Genomic DNA, 19,788 nt, shown 5'->3' on the forward strand with positions numbered 1-19,788 from the left:
TCCTTAAAATTTAAGAAATCTTGGGGAGTTTATGAAGTCTATCGCACGCACACTCGTTCTTTTGGTGCTCAGCGGACTGCTGAGCGTGGTCAGCGGAAAGACCATCATCATCGACGCCGGCCATGGCGGCCACGACATTGGCGGTCATTACGGCAAGGTTTACGAGAAGCACCTCGCTCTCGATACTGCCATGCGGCTGGAGTATTACCTCAAGCGCAAGGGCTATCGCACCGTGATGATTCGGGACACCGATCGCTTCGTTCCCTTGGCCGAACGCTCCCGCATCGCCAATAAGTATCGCGACGCTATTTTCATCAGCATTCACTACAACTACACGTGGAAGAGCCATGTGCAGGGCTTGGAGACTTTTTACTGCGGCAGCCACAGCCGGGCCTTGGCCGAGGCTTGTCACCAGGGGATGCAGGGGGAGGTGCGGGCTGCCGACCGGGGGGTGAAGTATGCCCGCTATCACGTCATCCGGCACTGCAAGCACCCCTCCATCTTGATTGAAGGAGGCTTTCTCAGTCATTCCGGCGAGCGCCAGAAGGTGATGAAGGGCTCCTACCGTGACCAACTGGTGCGCGGCATTGTCGACGGCATCGTTCGCTACGACCGCAGCGGCAAGTGGTGAGCAGGGAGCCCCGGGATGGTCGCGGAGGCGTGGCTAGATGAGGCCCTTGCGGATGGCGGCGGCCACGGCGGCGGCGACGTTGGGCACCTGGAGCTTACGGTAAATATTTTCGGTGTGCTGGGCCACGGTGCGGTAACTGATGTGTAATTGCTCCGCGATTTCCTTCTTGAGGTATCCCAGGGAGAGCAAGCGGAGGATCTCCTCTTCACGCTGGCTGAGGAGACGATCTCCCCCCGGTCGTCCCCGCCCGGTGAGAGCTTGCAAGACGATGCGGGAAAGCTGGGGATCGATGAGACAAGCCCCTTGTTGAATCTCGAAGAGAGCTTCCCGGATGGAAGCGATGGGGGTGTCCTTGAGGAGATAGCCGGAGACGCCAAGCCGGATGGCTTCCAGGGTGGTGCGATGGTCGGCGTTTTGGGTCAGGACGAGGATATTTCCCTTGGGGTGTTGCTTGAGAAGAGGGGGGATGAGCTGGAGACCGTCGCGATCGGGGAGGTGGAGATCGAGGAGGGTGAGGTCGGCGCCGGGAGGGGGAGTGGTGGTGAGGTAGTCCTCGGCACAGGAGAAGGAGGCCGCGAGGGTGAGACCCTCGGTGAGGCGGACCATGTGCTGCAGGGAGGAGCGGTAGCGGGCGTTGTCCTCGATGATCTGGACGCGAATGGCTGGAGGCATGGGGAAGCTATTTCAGGATGAGATGGAGGTGGAAGCCGTCACCGGGGGCGGTGGTGACGGTGAGGGTGCCGCCCAGGCGCTTGGCGCGGATTTCGAGATGGCGGGGCGGGCGGCTGTCCGCCGGAGCTCCACGTCCGTTGTCGGAGATGTGGAGGTGGAGGTGTCCCTGGTGGCGCTTGATGGCGACCGAAGCTCGGGTGGCGCGGGCATGCTTGCGGATGTTGTTGAGGCTTTCTTTAATGAAGAGGAAGAGATCCCACTGGCGGGCGGGGGGGAGGCGGGAGAGGCGGGCCTGGGGGGCGATTTCGCAGTAGTGATCCAGCCCGGTGAGTAGGCGGCTGCAGAGCAGGGCGATTTGTTTGCGGAGATTGAAAGCCGGGCTGTTGGTCTCGAGCAAGCCCACGAAGTCACGGGTTTCCGCCGAGGTGAGGCGGGCCGTTTCGAGGGCCTCCGCGAGCAGCACCTTCTGGTTCGGCGTGGGTGTGGGCAGGGATTCGGCGAGGAGCTCGGTGAGGTGGACGAGGCCGCTGGCATTGGCTCCGATTTCATCATGCAAGTCGCAGGCGATGCGGTCGCGCACCCGTTTCCACTTGCGATCGGCGAGGAGCTTGGCAAAGGCGAGGAGAAGGGGAAGAAGGATGAGCAGCAGGATGAGAGCATCGCGGAAGAGCTCCTGCCGTTGCTCCCGGCGGAGGTGGAGTATCTGGCGCAGGTTGGCCAAGCGGCGTTCTTTGGCTGCTCGTGTGGCCAGCCCTTCGATCCACTGGCGGAGGGGGAGGATTTTTCCTTCCGTACTCAAGCCGTCGGTCAGCCGCTGGAGGTGGGGATGGGGGCGACCCGCATTGCTGGTAATGGCAAGGGAGGACGTCTCCTCGCCGCTGACCACCTGCCCCTGGGAGAGGAGTTGGACCTCACTCAGAATGATGCGGGGTGGTCGTTGGATGCGGAACTCGGGCACGGGATCGAGGAGGGTGAGGCGGAAATAGCGTCCCGCTACCGAGGGGAAGCGCTGCAGGTGCGGGCTGGAACCCGGGGCGGTGAGCGGGGTCGCGGTGCGTAGCACGGTCTCTCCCTTGCGGTCGCCGGGCGCGTGCAGGCGCTCGAGCCGGAAGCGGGAGGGAAAACCGACTCCGCTGGCCTGGGGGAAGTTGAATTGCAGGGAATGAACTGCGGGCCAGAGTCGGATTTCGTCCAATGTGCGGGAGCGGCCGAGGTCGAAGAGCAGTTCGAGGCGGGAACCATTGAAGTAAAAATCCAGAAAAGGATGGCGCAGTTGCCCGTCCACGGGGGAGAAGAGGCAGAAGCCGTCGGTGAGATAGCGCCGGCTCCAGATTGAGCCGTAGTCCTTGTCGGTGGAAGCCTCCACGCGGGCACCGAGGGCGGCATTCCATGGACCGGCGAAGGCCAGGATCTCGCTCAAGGCGGTGACGTATTCTCCGTCCCACCAGGAGGGGTCGTCGCCCATGCGGGTGCAGCTCAGGCGCAGGCGATCGGCGAAGACCGGTTGGGCGAGGGGGAAGAGCTGGGGCTCGATCCCGGTTACCGCATAGTCCTCATCCCGGTAATCAACGACCGTCTGGTAGTCTTTCCCAGGAGCAGCGAGCTCGATGTGAAAGCGCTTGGGAAAGCCGAGAGGGGTGACTTCCAGCGAGTCTGGCGAATAGGTGGCTGGCACGAAGGCGAGGAGGTCGAGGTCCGCCGGGCGGGCGAATGAGAGTTCGATGGTGACCCGGTCGTGCTCGTCGTGGGAGAAATGGGACCGGTAGCCAAGGGTATGCGGGCTGGGATTCAGCCGGATGCGGGGAAGAGGTGCGATCTCCTGCTCGAGGCGCGCGATGTCGTGTTCGAGGGACTGGAGGTCGTCGGGGCGCTGGCATGAGGCCGCGCAGCCCAGGAGCAGGAGCGCGACGAGGGCTCCCGGCCAGCGGAAGGGGCCGGAGACGGAGCTGGCAGGGCGGAGCACGAGGCCAGCTTACGAGGAGAGGGGGAGGCGGCAACCCATCTTTTCCTCACATCGCGCGCATCGGTCGAATGACCGATAGGCAAGAGGAAGGCCTTAACCTTTATTTGCAGACTGTAGAACTGCCGCCTCCACCGGGAAGTGGGAGGCGTGGCCGGTTCCTCTTCTCTCTCATGAAAATAGCGTTCCTCTCCAGCCTGCTCGGCTTGGCCTTGCTCTGCCCTTTCGCAACGGGGGCTCCCAACATCGTCTTCATCCTGATGGATGACTTCGGATACAATGATGTCGGAGCCCAGACTTATCCCGCGCCGCCGAATCAATATCCCCATTCCGGGCCCACTCCAGTTCCCCTCGCAAATTCGGGTCCCATTCCGGAGCCTAACGTGGCCTTTGGGTTGACGCCGCGCATCGATTCCCTGGCGGCGGATGGAATGCGTCTCACGCAGTTTTACTCCTCGCCGGCTTGCTCGCCCTCGCGGGCCAGCTTCATGACGGGACGCTATGATCGGCGCATTTCCACCAATAAGGTCTTCTTTTCCAATCATGGTGACGGCTTGAACACCTCGGAAGTGACGGTGCCGGAGGTGTTGCGGGAGACTGGTTACCTCACTGCGATGGTGGGGAAGTGGCACCTGGGCTACAACCCGGGAAGGCACAACCCTTTTCAAATGGGTCCCTTGCGCCACGGCTTTCATCACTTTCTCGGCTTTCCCCACAGCAACGACATTGCCAATCACGACCTGATTCGCGACGAGGAGGTGCTGATTCGGGACTTCAGCTCGCCCAGCCAGCAGGCGGAGATCACCTGGCGTTACACCGAGGCGGCTCTTGAATACATCGAGGATTTCTCGGCGCAGGAGAAGCCCTTCTTTCTTTATCTCGCCCACACCATGACGCACCAGCCTTGCTGGCCGTCGGACCGTGAGTTCACCAATGCCGATGGCAGCACTTGGCCGGTCTTTCTCGGCTCCAGCGGGGTGAGTAATTACTACGATGTCGTGGCTGAGGTGGATCACAGTGTGGGTCGGATCCTCGACAAGCTGACGGCGCTGGGGCTGGAGGAGGAGACGATTGTGATCTTCGCCTCGGACAATGGCCCTTGGTTGCGGCTCTCCAATCGCAATCTCACCGATCGCTCGGTGGGGTCGGCCTATCCCTTGCGAGGAAACAAGGCCCAGACTTGGGAGGGGGGCTGCCGGGTTCCCTTCTTCGTGCGCTGGCCGGGTGTGATTCCTGCGGGCTCGGTGCGGGACGACACCACGGGCTTGATTGATCTCTTGCCCACCTTCACGGCCTTGGCCGGGGGGGATTTGCCCTCCGACCGGACCATTGACGGGGTCGACCTTTCCGCCCTCTGGCGGGGTGAGGGGGGAGCCGAGCGGCAGAGCTACGCTCTTTTCAATACTTCCAATGATGGTTTGGGTTCGCTCAGCGCGATCATCAAGGACGACTGGAAGTTGCGGGACGGCAAGCTCTACAACCTGGCGGAAGACATCCAGGAGTCCGTCGACCTCGCGAGCTCGCAGCGCCGTCAGTTGGCCGAGATGGAAAGGGAAATGACGGCGGTGAGTGATTCCATTGCGGCCGAGTCCGCTCCGCGCGGCGAGTTCACGAGTTACGAAGTTCTTCTTTCCGCCAACGAGCTGGAGGTGCCCGAAGGGGGGGAAGCCTCTCTGGAGGTGAGCCTTTCGGCGGACCCGGGAAAGGCCGTGCTCGTGACCACTGCCCCCTTCAGTGGAGACGGCGACTTGAGCGTGGCCGCCGGGGGCGTGTTGACCTTTGACAGCACGAATTGGGCGCTGCCCCGGACCGTCACTCTGGCGGCGGCGGTCGATGAGGACGACGAAGGCTCCGGGGCCACCTTCCGGGTGACCACGGATGACATCGCGCCGGTGCGGGAGGTCTTTGTTTTCGAAAAAGATGCCGAAGCGGTCGACCCGGTGGAGCTTTCCCTCCTTTGGCCGAAGGCGAGCCCGGTTTGCCTAGCCGGAACGACGACAGGTCTTGTTGCCGAGGGTGCTGCGCAAGTCGGGGAGGGTCTCGATCCTGCGGGCACGAGCTATCAGTGGAGCCAGATTTCCGGTCCGGCGGCGGCCAGTTTCACCCACGTCACTGAGGCGCGCACGGGAGTGCGTTTTCCCGTCGAAGGCCCCTACCGTCTGCGGCTGACCGCGAGCCATCCCGAGGCGGGAGGGGCGGCAGCAGTGGATTTCCGGGTTGAGGTGGGAGAATGGCGGGAGGAGGAAGAAGGGGTTTCCTATAAATTTGCTCCCCTCTTCGCCCACAACGCCTCGAGCGACGAGGATGGCAACGCGGTCTGGGAAGAGGCCGTGGGTCCCGGGGGGCGCGAATGGAGCCTGGCGGAGAGTGTGACCCGCAGCAGTGGGGACCCGGCACCGGATCTCGCCTTCATCGAGGCCGCCTACCAGTTCCCGGGCGGGACGAACCGACCGGCAGGCGGGCTTTCCAATCATCTTGATGCCTTCAGCCAGGACGACGCCAGTATCGAGCTCTGGTTCCGTCCGCAGAGTCTGCCGGTGGCCGTTCCCCAGGTGCTCTGGGAATCGGGTGGAGAGGTGGGAGCCTCTTTTGTTTTGGAGGGAAACTCCTTCAAATTCGCGGTGGACAACCAATCGACCGGGGCCGTGGCGGAGGGGGTCCTCGCTCCGGCTGCCGAACGCAATGGCTACCTCCACGCCGTGGGCGTCATTGACCTCGCCGGGGATGAGATCCGGCTCTATCTCGACGGGGTGCTGGTCTCCAGCCAGGCCATCCCGGCGGTGGAGGATTGGTGTGGCACGAGCGACTCGGGTCTGGGCACCATTGCCCATTCCTCGCAGGGGGAAACCACCGACCGCACTCATTTGGGGGCCTATCTTTTACAACCGGCCGGGGTGGAACTCTTTGCAGGCGAGGTGGCTCACTTTGCCTTCTACGGACGGACCCTCGCGGGGGACGAGATCGAGGAGCTTCTCTCTGGTCCAGTGGGAGAAGAAGTAGTGACTGGGATTTCGGGGGACTTCAAGCGGGAGCCGGAGCTGGCTTACGATGCCGCGCAGGATGGGGGAGAAGACCTCGTGTGGGAGAATGAGCAACCTCCCGGTGGTCGGGACTGGACCTTGGCAGAGAGCGTCATCCTCTCCTCCGCCGATCCGGCCCCGCAGCTGGACTTTATCGAAAAAGCCTTTCAGTTCAGTGGGTCCACCACCTTGCCCAGCGGGGCGGTGTCCACCCACCTCGATGCCTATAGCACGGGTGATGCGAGCATTGAGCTCTGGTTCCAACCCGCGAGCCTGCCGGTGGCCACGCCGCAGGTGCTCTGGGAGGCAGGGGGGGCGATTGGAGCCGCGCTGATCTTGGAGGAAAATCTCTTGAAGTTCGCGGTGGCCGATAATTCCCAGGGAGCAGTGGCCGAGGCCGTGCTCGCTCCCGCAGCCAGCCAGGATGGATTCGTGCATGTGGTCGCGGTCATCGACCTCCCGGGGGATGAGGTCCGGCTTTACCTCGATGGCAGCTTGATGGATAGCGAGGCTCTCCCCGCCGCGCTTGGCGATTGGTGCGGGACGAGTCACACCGGGCTGGGAACGCTGGCTCATTCCAATGGCGCGGAGACCGCGAACATCACCCACCTGGGCGGTTACCAGCTTCTTCCTGGTGGGGTGCGGCCCTTTGCGGGGCAGATTGCCTATTGCCTTTTCTACGATGAAGCCCTTACTGCCGAGGATGTCGCCGCTTTGGCTACGGGGCCCCGCGAGATGAGTCCGGGCGAAGCCGCCAAGAATCTGGCACCCTTGGTTTTCGCCGGAGCGGCTCCGGACGCGAGGCAGGGCGAGGAAGCGGCCTTGCGGGGGGAAGCGAGCGATGATGGCCTTCCCGAGGGGAGCACTCTCGCCACCCAATGGCGCTTTCTTTCGGGGCCTGCGCCGGTCGTGTGGCATGATTCCTCTCTCCCGGACAGTGGAGTGACCTTTGAACTGGAAGGCAATTACGTGCTTTGGCTGGAGGCCGATGACGGGGTGGTGCGGGTTTATGATGAGCTGGCTCTCAGTGTGACCGGGCTGGGCTATCAAGCGTGGATCGAGGGCTATTCCCTCTCGGAAAACGGCCGGGACTTCACTGCGGATCCCGATGGGGATGGGCTCCCCAATGGACTGGAAGCCTTGTTCGGTACTGATCCAACCCAAAAAACTCCCGGCCTGGCGCTGCAAGCGACCGAGGGTCTGGTGACGGTCCTGACCCACCCCCGCCTACCGGGGGGCGCGGTCGATGTCTCCGGCACCTGGATGTGGTCCCCTGATTTGCAAAATTGGTATTTGGCCGATGGCCAGGCGGGACAGGAAGAAGTTGGCGCCACACTGGTGGTTAGCTCGACGTTGGAGGCGGCAGAGGAAAGGGCGGAGATGACTGCCAGCGGGGAATTGAAACAGTTGTTCCTGCGCCTGGTGGCAGTGCTGGAGCCCTGAAGAACGGCAGGGATAAACGGAAACTCTATGAAAAAAATAAGGCACGGAAAAGCAATCATCGGGGGAGCGGCCGGTATCTTGACCTCACTCTCGCTCTCTGCGGTGGAGATCGACATTGACGGGCGTCTGGCGAACTCGGAGGAAGAAAGTGCTCTGGAATGGGGAGACAACTCCGGACGGGGGGATTCGGGCACGGTCAATAGCGTCCCGGTGGGCACCAACCGACCCGACCCGGTCTCCGACGACGACGGCACTGTGACCCTGACCGTCACCGCCAATATTCAAGATTGGCGCGTGCATTACTCCGCAGGGGAATACGATGCCGGAGAAGAGTGGAACGTGCGGAGCTCTCACAATGGGCTCGATGCCGAGGCCGCCCTGGCCAACGAGGCCTACTTCTCCATCACCTTGGATACAACTGCCAACGGTTTCGATCTCATTGACTGGGAATCGGTGAGCGTCAGCTTGTGGCGCAATGGCAGCGGGGCGGATCCCACCTTCCAGCTCGCGGTCGATGCCAATGACGATGGTTTCGATGTCGGGGATCTGGTGGGAAGCCCCACCACCTTGGAGCCCGGCCTCGCCGGAGCCAGCACCCTGAGCTTGGGCCGTGACGATTTGCCCAAAGGGGTGATGACGGCGGAGGTGCGCCTCTACCACTGGGGCAATGGCAGCCCGTCGGGAAACATGCACCTGTATGACGTCGTCGCCGGGTATGAGGTGGCTGCTGGCTCGGGTCTCGAACTCACCCTCTCACAGGAGGAGGACGGGCTGGAGTTCACTTGGCCGAGTCTGGCCGGCTTCCAGTATGATTTGCGAAGCAGCACCGACTTGACCGCCGATCCGGCGACATGGCCCCTCTATGACGATGGCGAAAAGGTCTATGAAGACATCGTTGCGAGCGAAACGGGAACGCACGTGCTCTCCGGAGTCCGGCAAGTGGGTGCGCAACGATTCTTCGTCCTTGTTCGAGAGCCCGTGCCTCCGCTCTTTGCCGCCGACTTCGAGAGCGACAACGGCAACTTCACTGTCTCCACCCGGGAGGGCTCGGACTGGGAGTATGGGACCCCCGATACCGATTCCGCAGGGGGCCGGATAACGACCGGAGCCAATGGCTCGTCCGCTTGTTGGGGCACCGTGTTAGGCAGCGCCTCCGGGGATCCGGAAAGTGGCGAGGCGGCGGTGAAAGGCTTTTACCTTCCCCAGACGGAGACCACCCTTTCCACCCCCGTGATTGACCTGACCGCCGTGACCACCCCGGTCAGCCTGAGCTATCAGGAAGCCCTCGACCTCGCTGAGGGCGCGACTGCGGGGGTCTTTGTCGTGGACCACGCCACCGGAGAGGCCCTTGGAGAAGCCCTCGCTACCGCCAGTGATGGGGATTCCAGTGAAGCGCCCTGGACTGCGGTCAACGACCTCCCTCTTCCCGCCGAGGCCCTTGGGAAGGCCATTCGTATCGAGTTCCGTTTCCAGGCCGGATCGGAGGCCGATTACGCGGGCTGGTATCTCGACGAGATTCGGCTCGAGGCCCGATAAACTCCCTTGGCCCCCTTTTTCCTCAAAAAGAAAAAAACAAAAGACTCCATGAAAAAGACAATGACAATGAAAGGCTCGCTGGCGCTGGGATGCGCTCTGGCGACGGGTGCCCACGCAGCGGTCATCGACATCGATGGCCGGCTGGCTGACTCAAACGAAGCCAGTGACCTGGAGTGGGGTGACAATTCCGGGCGGTCGGATTCTGGTGGCTCCACCCCCATCGGGAGCAACAGACCAGCGCCTGTGGTGGATAGCGACGGCACGGTGAATTTGACCGTGGCGGCCAATATCCAGGATTGGCGCACTCCGACTTCTTCAGACCCCTATGAAGCTGGCGAGGAATGGAATGTGCGTAGCTCCAGCAATGCCACCACCGCGCAAGGAGCCTTCACTAACAACGCCTTCTTCTCCATCACTCTCGACTCCACCGCCCTCGGAGGCTCCCTCTTCGACTGGGATTCGGTGAGCGTCAGCCTCTGGCGAAATGGCACCGGGGCGGACACCGACTTCCAGCTTGCCATCGACGCCGACGGCAATGGCTTCACCGTTGACGACCTGGTCGGCACGGTGAGCAATCCCGGCGCGGGAATCGGCGGGGCGACGACCATCTCTTTCGCGGGTGGGGAGCTTCCCCAGGGCGTCACCACCGGGGAGGTGCGCCTCTACACCTGGGGACAAGGGAGTATCTCGGGAAATATCCACCTCTATGATGTCGTGGCGGAATACACCGTCGTGCCCGAGCCTTCCAGTGCCCTTCTCTTCGGCTTGGGCGGTCTCTTCCTGGTGTGGAGGAAAAGAGGATAAGGGCTCCCTCCTTTGAAAAACAGGCGGAAGACTCGAATAAGGGTCTTCCGCTTTTTTTTGACTCATCCTGAGGAGGCACTGACGGATTGCGGGTGGTGACGGCCTGGCCCTAAGGCTGCAGGCGATAGCCCTGACCGGGCACGGTGAGGAGGTGACGGGGTTGACGGGGGTTGGGCTCCAGTTTTTTCCGCAAGGAAGCGAGATGGTTGTCCACCGTGCGGGTGGTGGGATAGCTGCCGTAGCTCCAGACCTGATCGAAAAAGTCCTCGCGGCTGACGGGTTGGCCCAATCGACTGGCCAGAAGCGCGAGCATCCCAAATTCCTTGCGGGTGAGAGAGATTTCGCGTGGGCCGCGGTGAACGCGCTGTTGAGTGAAATCAATGGTGACTTCGCTCAAAGTGAGAGTGCGGGGGGCGGATTTTCCGGTTTCTAAGCGGCGAAGGAGGGCGCGCACGCGGGCATGGAGTTCGCCCAGACTGAAGGGCTTGACGAGGTAGTCATCGGCGCCGGAGTCCAGTCCGCGCACCCGATCGGCCACCAGCCCGCGGGCGGTGAGCATGAGGACGAGGGTTTGTTCGCCCCGTCGGCGCAGTTCCTGGCAGAGGGCAAAGCCGTCCAGCCCGGGCATCATGATGTCGAGGAGGATGAGATCGGGCTTTTCGCTGAGTGCTTTTTGCAGACCTTGTTCTCCCTCCTCGGCAGTGAGCACGCGGTGGCCTTCGGCGGTCAGCGAGTCGGCGAGCCCGATGCGCAACGGGGCTTCGTCTTCGATGATAAGGATGCGGGCGGACTGGTCTTTCATGAGCTTAACTGAAGGGGAAGAATGACTTCGACTCGGGTGCCGCTCTCAGAATCCTCGTTGTTGGTGATGCGGACCGTGCCCCCGTGGGCGTGGGTGATGTGGCGCACGAGGCTGAGCCCGATGCCCGCGCCGGTTTTTTCGGTATTCGTTTCGAGGCGGTGAAAGCGCTGGAAGACGCGCTCCCGCTCGCTGGGTGGGATGCCTGGCCCGGTGTCGCTGACCACGAGCCGCAACTCGTGCTCGTGGCTGGAGACGTGGAGCCGGATGGCGCCCTTTCTGGGAGTGAACTTGACCGCATTGTCGAGGAGATTGACGAGCAACTGGCGGATGGCGAGCCCGTCGAGGAGAGGAGAATAGTCGGGAGGCAGGGAGATTTCTTCGTGAAGGGTTTGCCCTTTCTCTTGGGCGCGGGGGCGTAGCAATTGCGCGGCTTCGCGGGCGAGGGAAGCCAGGTCGGTGGGCTCGCGGTGGTAGTGCTGGAGGCCTTTTTCCAGTCGGGAAAAATCGAGGATGTTTTCTACCAGCACTTGCAGGCGGCGTCCTTCGCAGCCGATGAAATGGTGATATTCGGCTACCTTCCCGGGAGAGAGCCTTTCTTTTTCCAAGCGCTCGGCGAGCAAACCGATGGAAGCGATGGGGGTGCGCAGTTCATGCGAGACGCTGGCTACGAAGTCCGCCTGCAGGGCGGTCAGCCGTCGTTGTTTGTCCCAGGCTAGAAAGAGATAGAAGCTGGCAATGGTGATGACGAGGCAGCTGGTGGTGAGGAGGATGAGAAGTTCGCGCAGCTCGCTACGAATCTGCTGCTGCATCTTCCCCGGGTCGAGGGAAAGATTGAGGGTGAAAGGGCCGTTGCGCAAAAGGGGGGACTGGGAAGCTTCCTCTGCGGTGAGCTCTTTGACGGTGTTTGTACCGAGGGAGGGGAAGGGCAGAGGGTGCTCGCGGTAGCGCAGGCGGGGGGCGAGCCATTGCGGCGTTTGCCAGACGGGCGGGGGTCCGACGAAGCTCTGGGCGACTCTTTCCTCCACATGGCGGGCAAGTGAGGGGAGAGAGATGACTTGGAGGACGTTGCCTTGCCGCAGAGTGAAACGGCCTTCCTTGGGCCAGGCGCTTTCCCCGTTCTCTGGAGGCGGGTCCTTTTGCAAGGCGTTGAGGACGGTGATCTGGGTCGAGATCACGCTGCTGGCGAGAGTGAAATCGGCTTCAGGGAGATGGGGACGGGCATCGTTGAGCAGCCGCTGGTTGAGTTCTCCGGGTTGGGCGGTGAGGCTGCGGACCAGCTCTTTGCCGAAAAAGCGACTGCGGGAATCTCCGGCGAGGAGCATCAGGCGATGCCAGACGAGGGGCTCGAGCGGTAGCCCGCTCTGCGTGCGGGCCTCGGCGAGATGGGGATCATCGCGCAGGGCGAGCAAAGCCCGGAGGGCCTCCTCGCGTGCGAGGTTCAGTGTCGCTTGGAAATCGGCCTCCAGCTGGCGGCTGGTCTCGGCTGGTTGGGCGGCGAGAGGAATCCACACCGAGGCCAGGTCTTCACAACTGGGGACGGCAGTGGTCACCGCCCGGTTCTGTCCAAGGAGGCCGGCGCGAATGGACTCGCCACCTGGCTCGCCGGTGAGGAGGTCCAGGAGCCACGTTCCGTGCTGGTAGGCTTTTCGTTCATAGTCGGCTTGCAGGCGGCTTTCTTCCCGTTGGTAGTAGGCGAAGGCGAGGAAGGTGAGGACAAAAACCTGGAGGGAGAGGCAAAGGCTTGGCCAGTGGGATGCCCTTCTCTTCATGGATTTTGCGAACTTGGCCATCTTGCGCATTCAGGGAATTTCCACGATGTCGCCCCATTGCAGTTGGAACCGCGCGCTCTCGGGCTGGGTGGGATCGAGGGTGATGGTGCTCTCTTCTCCGTCGGTTAGCCGGTTGATGGTGAAGGGTTTTTCGAGGTCGAGCTTGCCCTCGTATTCGGTGCGTAGTTTTTTCAGAATGGCACCGAAGGTCGGGGCTGAATCGTTGTTTTCTTTCTCTGAGAATGGGAGGAAAAAGGGCTCCGGTGCACCGCGGCCTAGAAGGCTCGGTCTGGAAAAATCGAGGAATCCTTCCAAGGCGGGGAGCCCGTATGAGAGGGCCACTTGTTTTGGACGTTTGGGGTTGTGGTTGAGATCAAAGTGGGCCGCGTGCCAGAGGAGGGGGAAAATTTCCCGGGTGCCCTCGCGCAGGGTGGTATCCCCGTTGGAATTGGTATTGAGATAGAGATCATGGTTGGCGAGATAAGCGAGCTTGGGATTGGAGCCTTGCTTGAGAAGGAGTTTGATCGCGTCAATGGGAAGAGGGCCCTTAGCGGGACTGCCAGAAATGCTGCCGGAGATCCGTTGAGAGCGGTTTGTTTTTCCATCTTCAAGTAGAAGGAGGTTGAGAGGATGGGTATGATTCTCGGGCCATCGATCCGCTCGCTCCTTAACGCTGCCGTTGGGATTGGCTCCTGCCTCAAGGAGGGCCTTGAGAAATTGATAGCCGATCGAGTCAGTGGTCGAACAATCTTTCCGGCAGATTGCGGAGAGCAAGGTCAAATTTAAGCTGGATTGCGCGTGATTGAGATGGACCTGAGTTTCCACCTCGAGAGAAGGCTTGAAGGCGAGGGCGGCATGCAGGGTCGCCAGTAAGCGCTCTATTTCGGGGTCTGAAATTTTTTTGGAAATGGGCTGCAAAGGACCTCCCAGAGTCATCGTTCTTCGCTGTTCAGGTAAGTCCTCGATGAGGGTAAAGAGGCTCTTTGGATTCAACTCGGCTTGGAATTCCCGCAGAATCCTCAAGCACTCGACTCGCTCTTGTTCGACCGCGAGATCGGCGGGAGTCCGGCCCTCTTTGTCTTTGTGATTGGGCGAGACTCCCTCTTCCAAGGCTTGGCGGAGAGAGTCGCCTGCGTCCAGTCTCACGCATTGATGGAGAATGTGCTTTCCCGCCTTTTTCCAGCTGGCTCCACCCGAAAGGAGGATCTCGATCATCTTTTGAGCCCGTTCTTTCTCCTCCTCGTTAGGCGAGTTGGTTCTTTCGAGAGCTAAGCCGAGTAAGGAGAGGTCAGGGGGAAAATGGAGATTGGGATCGCCGCCGTGCTTGAGAAGGAGGGCGAGGACTTCAGGGCTGTGAGGAGAGTTGAAACTAATAGCCCTTTTCATGAACTCCTCCGCACTGCGCCCTGGGGCCCAAGTGATGCCAGCCTGAAGCAAATCTTCGATGATTATGAAAGAGTATTCGTTGGTTCGGTGGAGAGCAGTCGAGAACGCCATTTCCAGAACTCCTTTTTTGACTTCATTGCCAAAGTCTACAGTCTCATCATAAAGATATTCGCTGAGAGGGACCTCCTGTTTGATTAGGATGTGGAGTAGTGATCGTTTTCCTAAGTCAATCGATAGATTTGTGAGGTTTCGAAGATTATCTTCCGAAAGCTTGTCTGACATGGTAATCCCACCTTCGGAGAAGGCTGATATCAGCCTACTGAGAGTGTTGCTGTTGTCATCATAGTAGAGGGCTGCTTTCAGAGCCGAAAAATTAGGAAGAATATTGTTCGAGCACAGATAGTCGATGATGTGGTTTCGTTTTTTTCGCACTGCTTTTTCCAAAGCGTCGGAACCCGCCTCATCGTCCGCTCCTCCGGCCTCGGTGAGCAACTGGCAGGCTGCGAGATGACCAGCACTCGCAGCGAACGTCAGAGGGTAGCCATCGCCATGGTCTTGAGTTTCCCAGTTAATCAGCAAATCAGCACCCTCTTTGACGAGGAATTCGAGAACTTTGAGCTGACCGTTCTTGGCTGCCAGATGGAGGGGCGGGAGGTCTTCGCCGGGGGCGGGGGCATTGATGAGATCGGGGCTCTGGGTGATGCGCTTTTTCAACTCGGCCATGCGTTCGTCCTGCTCGTCGCGGTCCGGGGCTGCAGCAGGAGCTTCGGCTTCGTGTCCGAGAGCAAGGAGGTTCTGTTGCGCCAGCATCGCCACGTCCTCCTCTTCGGGATAGCGGGTGAGGAGGCGTCGGTAGAGGGTCACCGCTTCCTCGTCGCGGTCGAGCTTGCGCAGACATTCCGCTTGGCGAAAGAGACTGCGGGCGGCAAGAGCGCGGTGTTCTTCCAGTCGTTTGGTGAGGGTTTGGTAGCTCTCCAGTGCGGCTTCGGCATCTCCCGTGACTTCTTCGGCATAGAGGGCATCGCGGAAGAGGTCCTGCGGGGAAGGCTGGTCCTCTGCTGGGCAGAGAAGGGGAAAGGCGAGAATGGTGAGGAAAAGGGGTGCTTTCATCAGGTCTCCATCCTGCCACAAGGGAGCGGGAGAGTTGTCACGAAAGTGTCTTCTTTCACCTTTTCTGGAAAAAATCTTAGAATCATTCCTATTCTTACTTGAGATCGGGTCTCTTCGGGGTAGTTTCCCCGCGCCGATGGATTCCAAACCTTTTCCCATGCCCGCTCACTCTGACGAAATTCCGTCGGAATTGGGAGGGCTGCGCATGACCAAGCAGCGCAAGGAAGTCTACGGGGTTTTGTTGGAGCATCGCGACCACCCGACGGCGCAGGATGTCTTTCTCCGTTCCAAGGAGCGGATGCCATCCATCTCGCTGGCAACGGTTTACAATTGCTTGGAGGCGCTGGTGGGCCATGGTTTGGTGAGGCAGGTCAACTTTGATCGCTCACCTTCGCGCTACTGCCCAAACTTGGAGGAACACGTTCATTTCCAAGATGAAGCCACCGGTGAAATTCATGACGTGGTCTTTAAAGACGGCGTTAGACTTGAAGATTTTCTCGAATTGCCGCAAGGCGTCGAGGTCAGGGAGCTGGAGCTGACCCTGAAAGGCACTCTGCCGGGCTCCACCACCACTAGAAAATAATACCAACCGACGATGAGTCTCCTTATTGAAAATTTGCACGCGAATGTGGACGGAACCGAAATCCTGAAGGGTCTTTCTTTGGAAATTCCCAAAGGAGAGGTCCACGCTATTATGGGGCCCAACGGTTCGGGTAAATCGACTCTTTCCAAAGTGCTGGCTGGCCATGAGGACTACGAAGTGACCGCAGGCAGCGCGACCATGGACGGCGAAGACCTCTTTGAGCTGGAAGTGGATGAGCGTTCCCGTGCCGGGCTATTCCTAGCTTTCCAGTATCCCGCCGAGGTCCCCGGAGTATCCAATGCCAACTTCCTGCGCGCGGCGCGGCAGGCCCGCTTGCCGAAGGGCGAGGAGATCGATGCCGTGAAGTTCTACCACGAGATGTATGAGAAGATGGACGTGCTGGAGATGGACCGCAAGTTCACCGCCCGCGCCGTCAACGAAGGCTTCTCGGGAGGGGAAAAGAAGCGCAACGAGATTCTCCAGATGATGATGCTGGACCCGAAATACTGCCTCCTCGATGAGACCGACTCCGGTCTCGACATCGATGCCCTCAAGGTGGTGGCCAAGGGAGTGAATGCGATGCGTTCGCCCGAGCGGGGCTTCCTGGTGATCACCCACTACCAGCGCCTGTTGGACTACATCGAGCCTGACTACGTCCACGTCATGTCCGATGGCAAAATTGTGAAAAGTGGCGATAAGTCCCTCGCTCTCGAGCTGGAGAAGAGTGGCTATGACTTTTTGAAAGAGGAGGTGGCAGCATGAGTTACGACACCGCAACGCTGGAACCCGATACGAGCACGGCGGAGGCGATCGACATCGATCGCTCCAAGGGGGATTTCACTTTCCCGGAGAATCACAAATACGATGCCGGGCGGGGCTTGACCAAGGCCACGGTCGATTACATCGCCGATGTGAAGAAGGACGCGGATTGGATTCGCGAGTTTCGCCACAAGGCCTTGGAGGTTTTCGAAAGCAAGCCCATGCCGACCAATTGGGCGACTAAGGACCTCGATAATATCGATTTCGACATCATTCGCTACTACCTCTCCGATGGCCAGAAGCCGAAGCGGAGTTGGGATGAAGTGCCGGCCGAGGTGCTGGAGACTTTCGAGCGTCTGGGGATTCCCGAGCAAGAGCGCGCCTTCCTCGCGGGGGTGGAAGCGCAATATGACTCCGAGGCCGCTTACTCCAATATGAAGGAGGCGCTCGAGAAAGAGGGCGTTATTTTCGTGAACTCCAAGGAGGGTCTCAACGAGTATGAGGAGATTTTCCGTCCTTATTTCGGCAAGGTCATTCCGACGGGCGACAACAAGTTTTCCGCCCTCAACAGCGCGGTCTTTTCCGGAGGCTCCTTCATCTACGTGCCCAAGGGGGTGAAGCTGAAGCAGCCCTTGCAGGCCTACTTCCGCATCAACTCCGAGAACTTCGGGCAGTTCGAGCGGACCCTGATCATCGCGGACGAGGATTCCGAAATCACTTACATGGAAGGGTGCACCGCGCCCAAGTTCGAGACCGCGACTTTGCACTCGGCAGTGGTGGAGCTGGTGGCGCTTAAGAATGCCAAAATTCAATACATCACGGTGCAGAACTGGTCCTCCAATGTTTACAATCTCGTCACCAAGCGGGGAGTGGCTCATGAGGGAGCGGAAGTGCGCTGGATTGACTGCAATATCGGCAGCCGACTGACGATGAAGTATCCCGGCGTGGTGATGAAGGGCGAAGGCGCCCGCGGCGAGGTGGTTTCCATCGCGCTCGCGAACGATGGTCAGCACCAGGACACCGGTGCGAAGATGATTCATGCCGCGAACAACACCACCTCCAACGTGGTCTCCAAGTCCATTTCGGTGGGCGAAGGGCGCTCCACTTATCGGGGGCAGGTGCACATTCCCAAGCACCTTAAGGGCTGCAAGAACAACACCGAGTGTGATGCTCTGCTCATCAACTCCCACAGCCGGACCGATACCTACCCCGCCATCACCGTGCGCGGCAACGACCACGTCACCCAGCATGAGGCCAGTGTGAGTCAGGTCAGCGAGGAGATGCTCTTCTATATGCAGCAGCGGGGCATCGGCGAGGCTGAGGCCATGAGCCTGGCGGTCAACGGTTTCATCAACGACCTCGTGCGCGAGTTCCCGATGGAGTATTCCGTTGAATTGAAGCGGCTCATCGAGCTGGAGATGGAAGGCAGCGTGGGGTAGAATTTTTCTCGCTCAAGATGAAATCCGAATCCTCCTCTTCCCGTGGCAAGTTAGAAGTTTTCGATTCCTTTGAGGAAGCGAAAGCGGTTGAGCGTGAAGAATGGATGGCGATGACTGGTCGTGACAAAATGACTCTCTTGGAGTCCCTCCGCAAGCAAACTTACCCCCATGAACGAGGAACTGCACAAGGACTTCAGAGAGTTTTTGCAATTGTCGATTGAGCGCGATGTCCGGTTCTTGATTATCGGGGGCATGGCATTTTTCGTTTTGGGAATCCACCTTGGAAGATTGAGATTTTCGTCTCTATTCCCGGGGTTGAGTTCGAAGACTGTTTCCAGCGTCACACTCATTGGCCAATCGGAGAGATGCAAGTTCCCATGATTTCGTTGCCAGACCTCAGAGCGAATAAGATGGCCAGTGGCCGCCCCAAGGATTTTGCCGATTTAGCGCATTATCTTCCAGATCCTCAAAGTGACAAATAACCAATTTTCAAGAAATGACTACCCTGACTACCCGCTTTCCCGCCTGGTATGAGAAGCTCCGCAGTGACGCGGAGAAAGAATACGAACGCCTCGACTGGCCGACTCGCAAGGACGAAAACTGGCGGTTTGGTTCCTATAAGAAGGGGAACCTTGCCGACGCGCAAATCGTGCACGGGGGACAAGCTGAGGGGCTCCCCGAGCCCGCGCTGACCGACGCCCTGCGCTTTGTCTTCTGCAACAATGAGTTGATCGCCACCGAGGGCGAGATTCCAGAAGGAATCGTCGCGGGTCCGCTGGAAGATGTCTTGCGCGATTACGGTGATTGCATCGAGGGCATTTTGCCCCCGTTGCAGGGCAAGCTGGGCTCCCCGAAGCTGGCGGCCCTCCATCGCGCCAAGAGTGAAGGCGGTATTGCGCTCAATATCAGCATTGCTTGCGAGAAGCCGATCGAGATCGTTCACCTCGTCAGCGGCGAGGGCGTGACGACCCTGCCTTACACCCTCATTGTCGGGATGTCGGGCGGAAAGGCGACGGTGCTCGAGCGCTTTGTGAGTGCCAATGAGTCCGATGCCGCCACCGTGGTCTCGGTGAGTGATCTGATCGCGATGGACAAGAGCGAATTGCGCTATCTGGTCTCCCAAGAGCTCAATGAGCAGAGCCAATTCATTCGTTTGGCCGATTCCAAACTGGGCAAGAATACCCGTACCAAGACGGGGTCGATTCATATTGGCGCGAGCTGGGCGCGGGAAGAGACTTACTCCACGGTCGATGGGGCGGAGAGCAACTCCGAGATTCTTTCGGTGGCCATCCCCACCACCGGGCAGGAATACGATCAGCGCACCTTCCAGCACCACGGCGCGCCCCATACGGGCAGCGATCTTCTTTTCAAGAACACTCTCTTCGGCAAGGGCAAGACCGTGTTTTCGGGCTTGATCTTCGTCGATGAAGGGGCCCATTACACTGATGCCTACCAGACTTGTCGTAATTTGTTCATGAGCGACGAGGCCGAGGCCAACTCCATGCCGGGGTTGGAAATCAATGCCGACCAAGTGAAGTGCTCCCACGGCAGCACCTCCAGTCGGGTCAGTGACGAGGAAATCTATTATCTCTGTAGTCGCGGGATTAATCCGGCCAGCGCGCGGCGCATGATTGCGCAGGGTTTCTCGGCAGAAGTGGTGGAGAAGTTCGAAGATGAGGCGCTGGAAGCCTTCGCCATTGGTCGCATCGAGGCCAAGTTTGCCCGAGTCAGCTGAGCTCCTGCTGACGATCTCTTTATTGCAGCCCGGGATAGACTCCCGGGCTTTTTTTGTGGTCTAAGACAATTTGCTGATAATTATTTACAAATAATCGCCAAGATTTCTTCTAATTTTCTCAGGTCTTTGTTAGGTTTCC

14 protein-coding genes are annotated in these 19,788 nt (G+C 59.9%); 9 read left to right on the forward strand and 5 right to left on the reverse strand.

Going from position 1 to position 19,788, the window contains the following annotated elements; translation table 11 throughout:
- Window positions 1-31 precede the first annotated feature (31 nt).
- Window positions 32-631, forward strand: a complete 600-nt coding sequence (locus JIN78_RS04315) for an N-acetylmuramoyl-L-alanine amidase family protein (protein WP_200390709.1) — start codon at window positions 32-34, stop codon at window positions 629-631.
- 33 nt (window positions 632-664) lie between these two features.
- On the opposite strand, the gene JIN78_RS04320 is transcribed toward JIN78_RS04315, so the two are convergent.
- Together JIN78_RS04320 and JIN78_RS04325 are read right to left on the reverse strand one after the other, a co-directional pair.
- The gene (locus JIN78_RS04320) at window positions 665-1,303 is read right to left on the reverse strand and encodes a response regulator (protein ID WP_200390710.1); all 639 of its coding nucleotides are present in this window, start codon (window positions 1,301-1,303) and stop codon (window positions 665-667) included.
- A 7-nt stretch (window positions 1,304-1,310) separates the two neighbouring features.
- Window positions 1,311-3,266: a sensor histidine kinase gene (locus JIN78_RS04325; RefSeq protein WP_200390711.1), complete on the reverse strand. Its 1,956-nt coding sequence runs from the start codon at window positions 3,264-3,266 to the stop codon at window positions 1,311-1,313.
- A gap of 170 nt (window positions 3,267-3,436) precedes the next feature.
- Between JIN78_RS04325 and JIN78_RS04330 the strand changes: the two genes are divergently transcribed.
- The 3 genes from JIN78_RS04330 to JIN78_RS04340 are packed head-to-tail and all read left to right on the forward strand — an operon-like array spanning window position 3,437 to window position 10,066.
- Entirely contained in the window at window positions 3,437-7,726 is a 4,290-nt protein-coding gene (locus tag JIN78_RS04330; RefSeq protein WP_200390712.1) for a sulfatase-like hydrolase/transferase, read from the forward strand.
- Between the two features lie 27 nt (window positions 7,727-7,753).
- Window positions 7,754-9,262: a response regulator gene (locus tag JIN78_RS04335; RefSeq protein ID WP_200390713.1), complete on the forward strand. Its 1,509-nt coding sequence runs from the start codon at window positions 7,754-7,756 to the stop codon at window positions 9,260-9,262.
- Window positions 9,263-9,310: 48 nt separating this feature from the next.
- Window positions 9,311-10,066 (forward strand): PEP-CTERM sorting domain-containing protein, encoded by a 756-nt coding sequence (locus tag JIN78_RS04340; RefSeq protein ID WP_200390714.1) that lies wholly within the window; start codon window positions 9,311-9,313, stop codon window positions 10,064-10,066.
- Between the two features lie 109 nt (window positions 10,067-10,175).
- Here JIN78_RS04340 and JIN78_RS04345 read toward each other — a convergent pair whose 3' ends face one another.
- The 3 genes from JIN78_RS04345 to JIN78_RS04355 are packed head-to-tail and all read right to left on the reverse strand — an operon-like array spanning window position 10,176 to window position 15,133.
- A complete protein-coding gene (locus JIN78_RS04345; protein ID WP_200390715.1) occupies window positions 10,176-10,868 on the reverse strand; it encodes a response regulator transcription factor in 693 nt (230 codons plus the stop codon).
- Window positions 10,865-12,637, reverse strand: a complete 1,773-nt coding sequence (locus tag JIN78_RS04350; RefSeq protein WP_200390716.1) for a sensor histidine kinase — start codon at window positions 12,635-12,637, stop codon at window positions 10,865-10,867. The genes JIN78_RS04345 and JIN78_RS04350 overlap by 4 nt, the downstream gene beginning before the upstream one ends.
- Before the next feature lie 30 nt (window positions 12,638-12,667).
- A complete protein-coding gene (locus JIN78_RS04355; RefSeq protein WP_200390717.1) occupies window positions 12,668-15,133 on the reverse strand; it encodes an ankyrin repeat domain-containing protein in 2,466 nt (821 codons plus the stop codon).
- 157 nt (window positions 15,134-15,290) lie between these two features.
- Between JIN78_RS04355 and JIN78_RS04360 the strand changes: the two genes are divergently transcribed.
- From JIN78_RS04360 to JIN78_RS04380, 5 genes are all read left to right on the forward strand, one after another.
- Window positions 15,291-15,716 (forward strand): Fur family transcriptional regulator, encoded by a 426-nt coding sequence (locus tag JIN78_RS04360; protein ID WP_234037788.1) that lies wholly within the window; start codon window positions 15,291-15,293, stop codon window positions 15,714-15,716.
- Window positions 15,717-15,728: 12 nt separating this feature from the next.
- Window positions 15,729-16,478, forward strand: a complete 750-nt coding sequence (gene sufC / locus JIN78_RS04365; RefSeq protein ID WP_200390719.1) for a Fe-S cluster assembly ATPase SufC — start codon at window positions 15,729-15,731, stop codon at window positions 16,476-16,478.
- Window positions 16,475-17,914, forward strand: coding sequence for a Fe-S cluster assembly protein SufB (gene sufB, locus JIN78_RS04370; RefSeq protein ID WP_200390720.1), 1,440 nt, complete (start codon window positions 16,475-16,477; stop codon window positions 17,912-17,914). The genes sufC and sufB overlap by 4 nt, the downstream gene beginning before the upstream one ends.
- A gap of 17 nt (window positions 17,915-17,931) precedes the next feature.
- The gene (locus tag JIN78_RS04375; RefSeq protein ID WP_200390721.1) at window positions 17,932-18,135 is read left to right on the forward strand and encodes a hypothetical protein; all 204 of its coding nucleotides are present in this window, start codon (window positions 17,932-17,934) and stop codon (window positions 18,133-18,135) included.
- Window positions 18,136-18,410: 275 nt separating this feature from the next.
- Entirely contained in the window at window positions 18,411-19,649 is a 1,239-nt protein-coding gene (locus JIN78_RS04380; protein ID WP_200390722.1) for a SufB/SufD family protein, read from the forward strand.
- The last annotated feature ends 139 nt before the right edge of the window (window positions 19,650-19,788 follow it).

Source organism: Roseibacillus ishigakijimensis, from assembly GCF_016595415.1.
Classification (GTDB): domain Bacteria; phylum Verrucomicrobiota; class Verrucomicrobiia; order Verrucomicrobiales; family Akkermansiaceae; genus Roseibacillus; species Roseibacillus ishigakijimensis.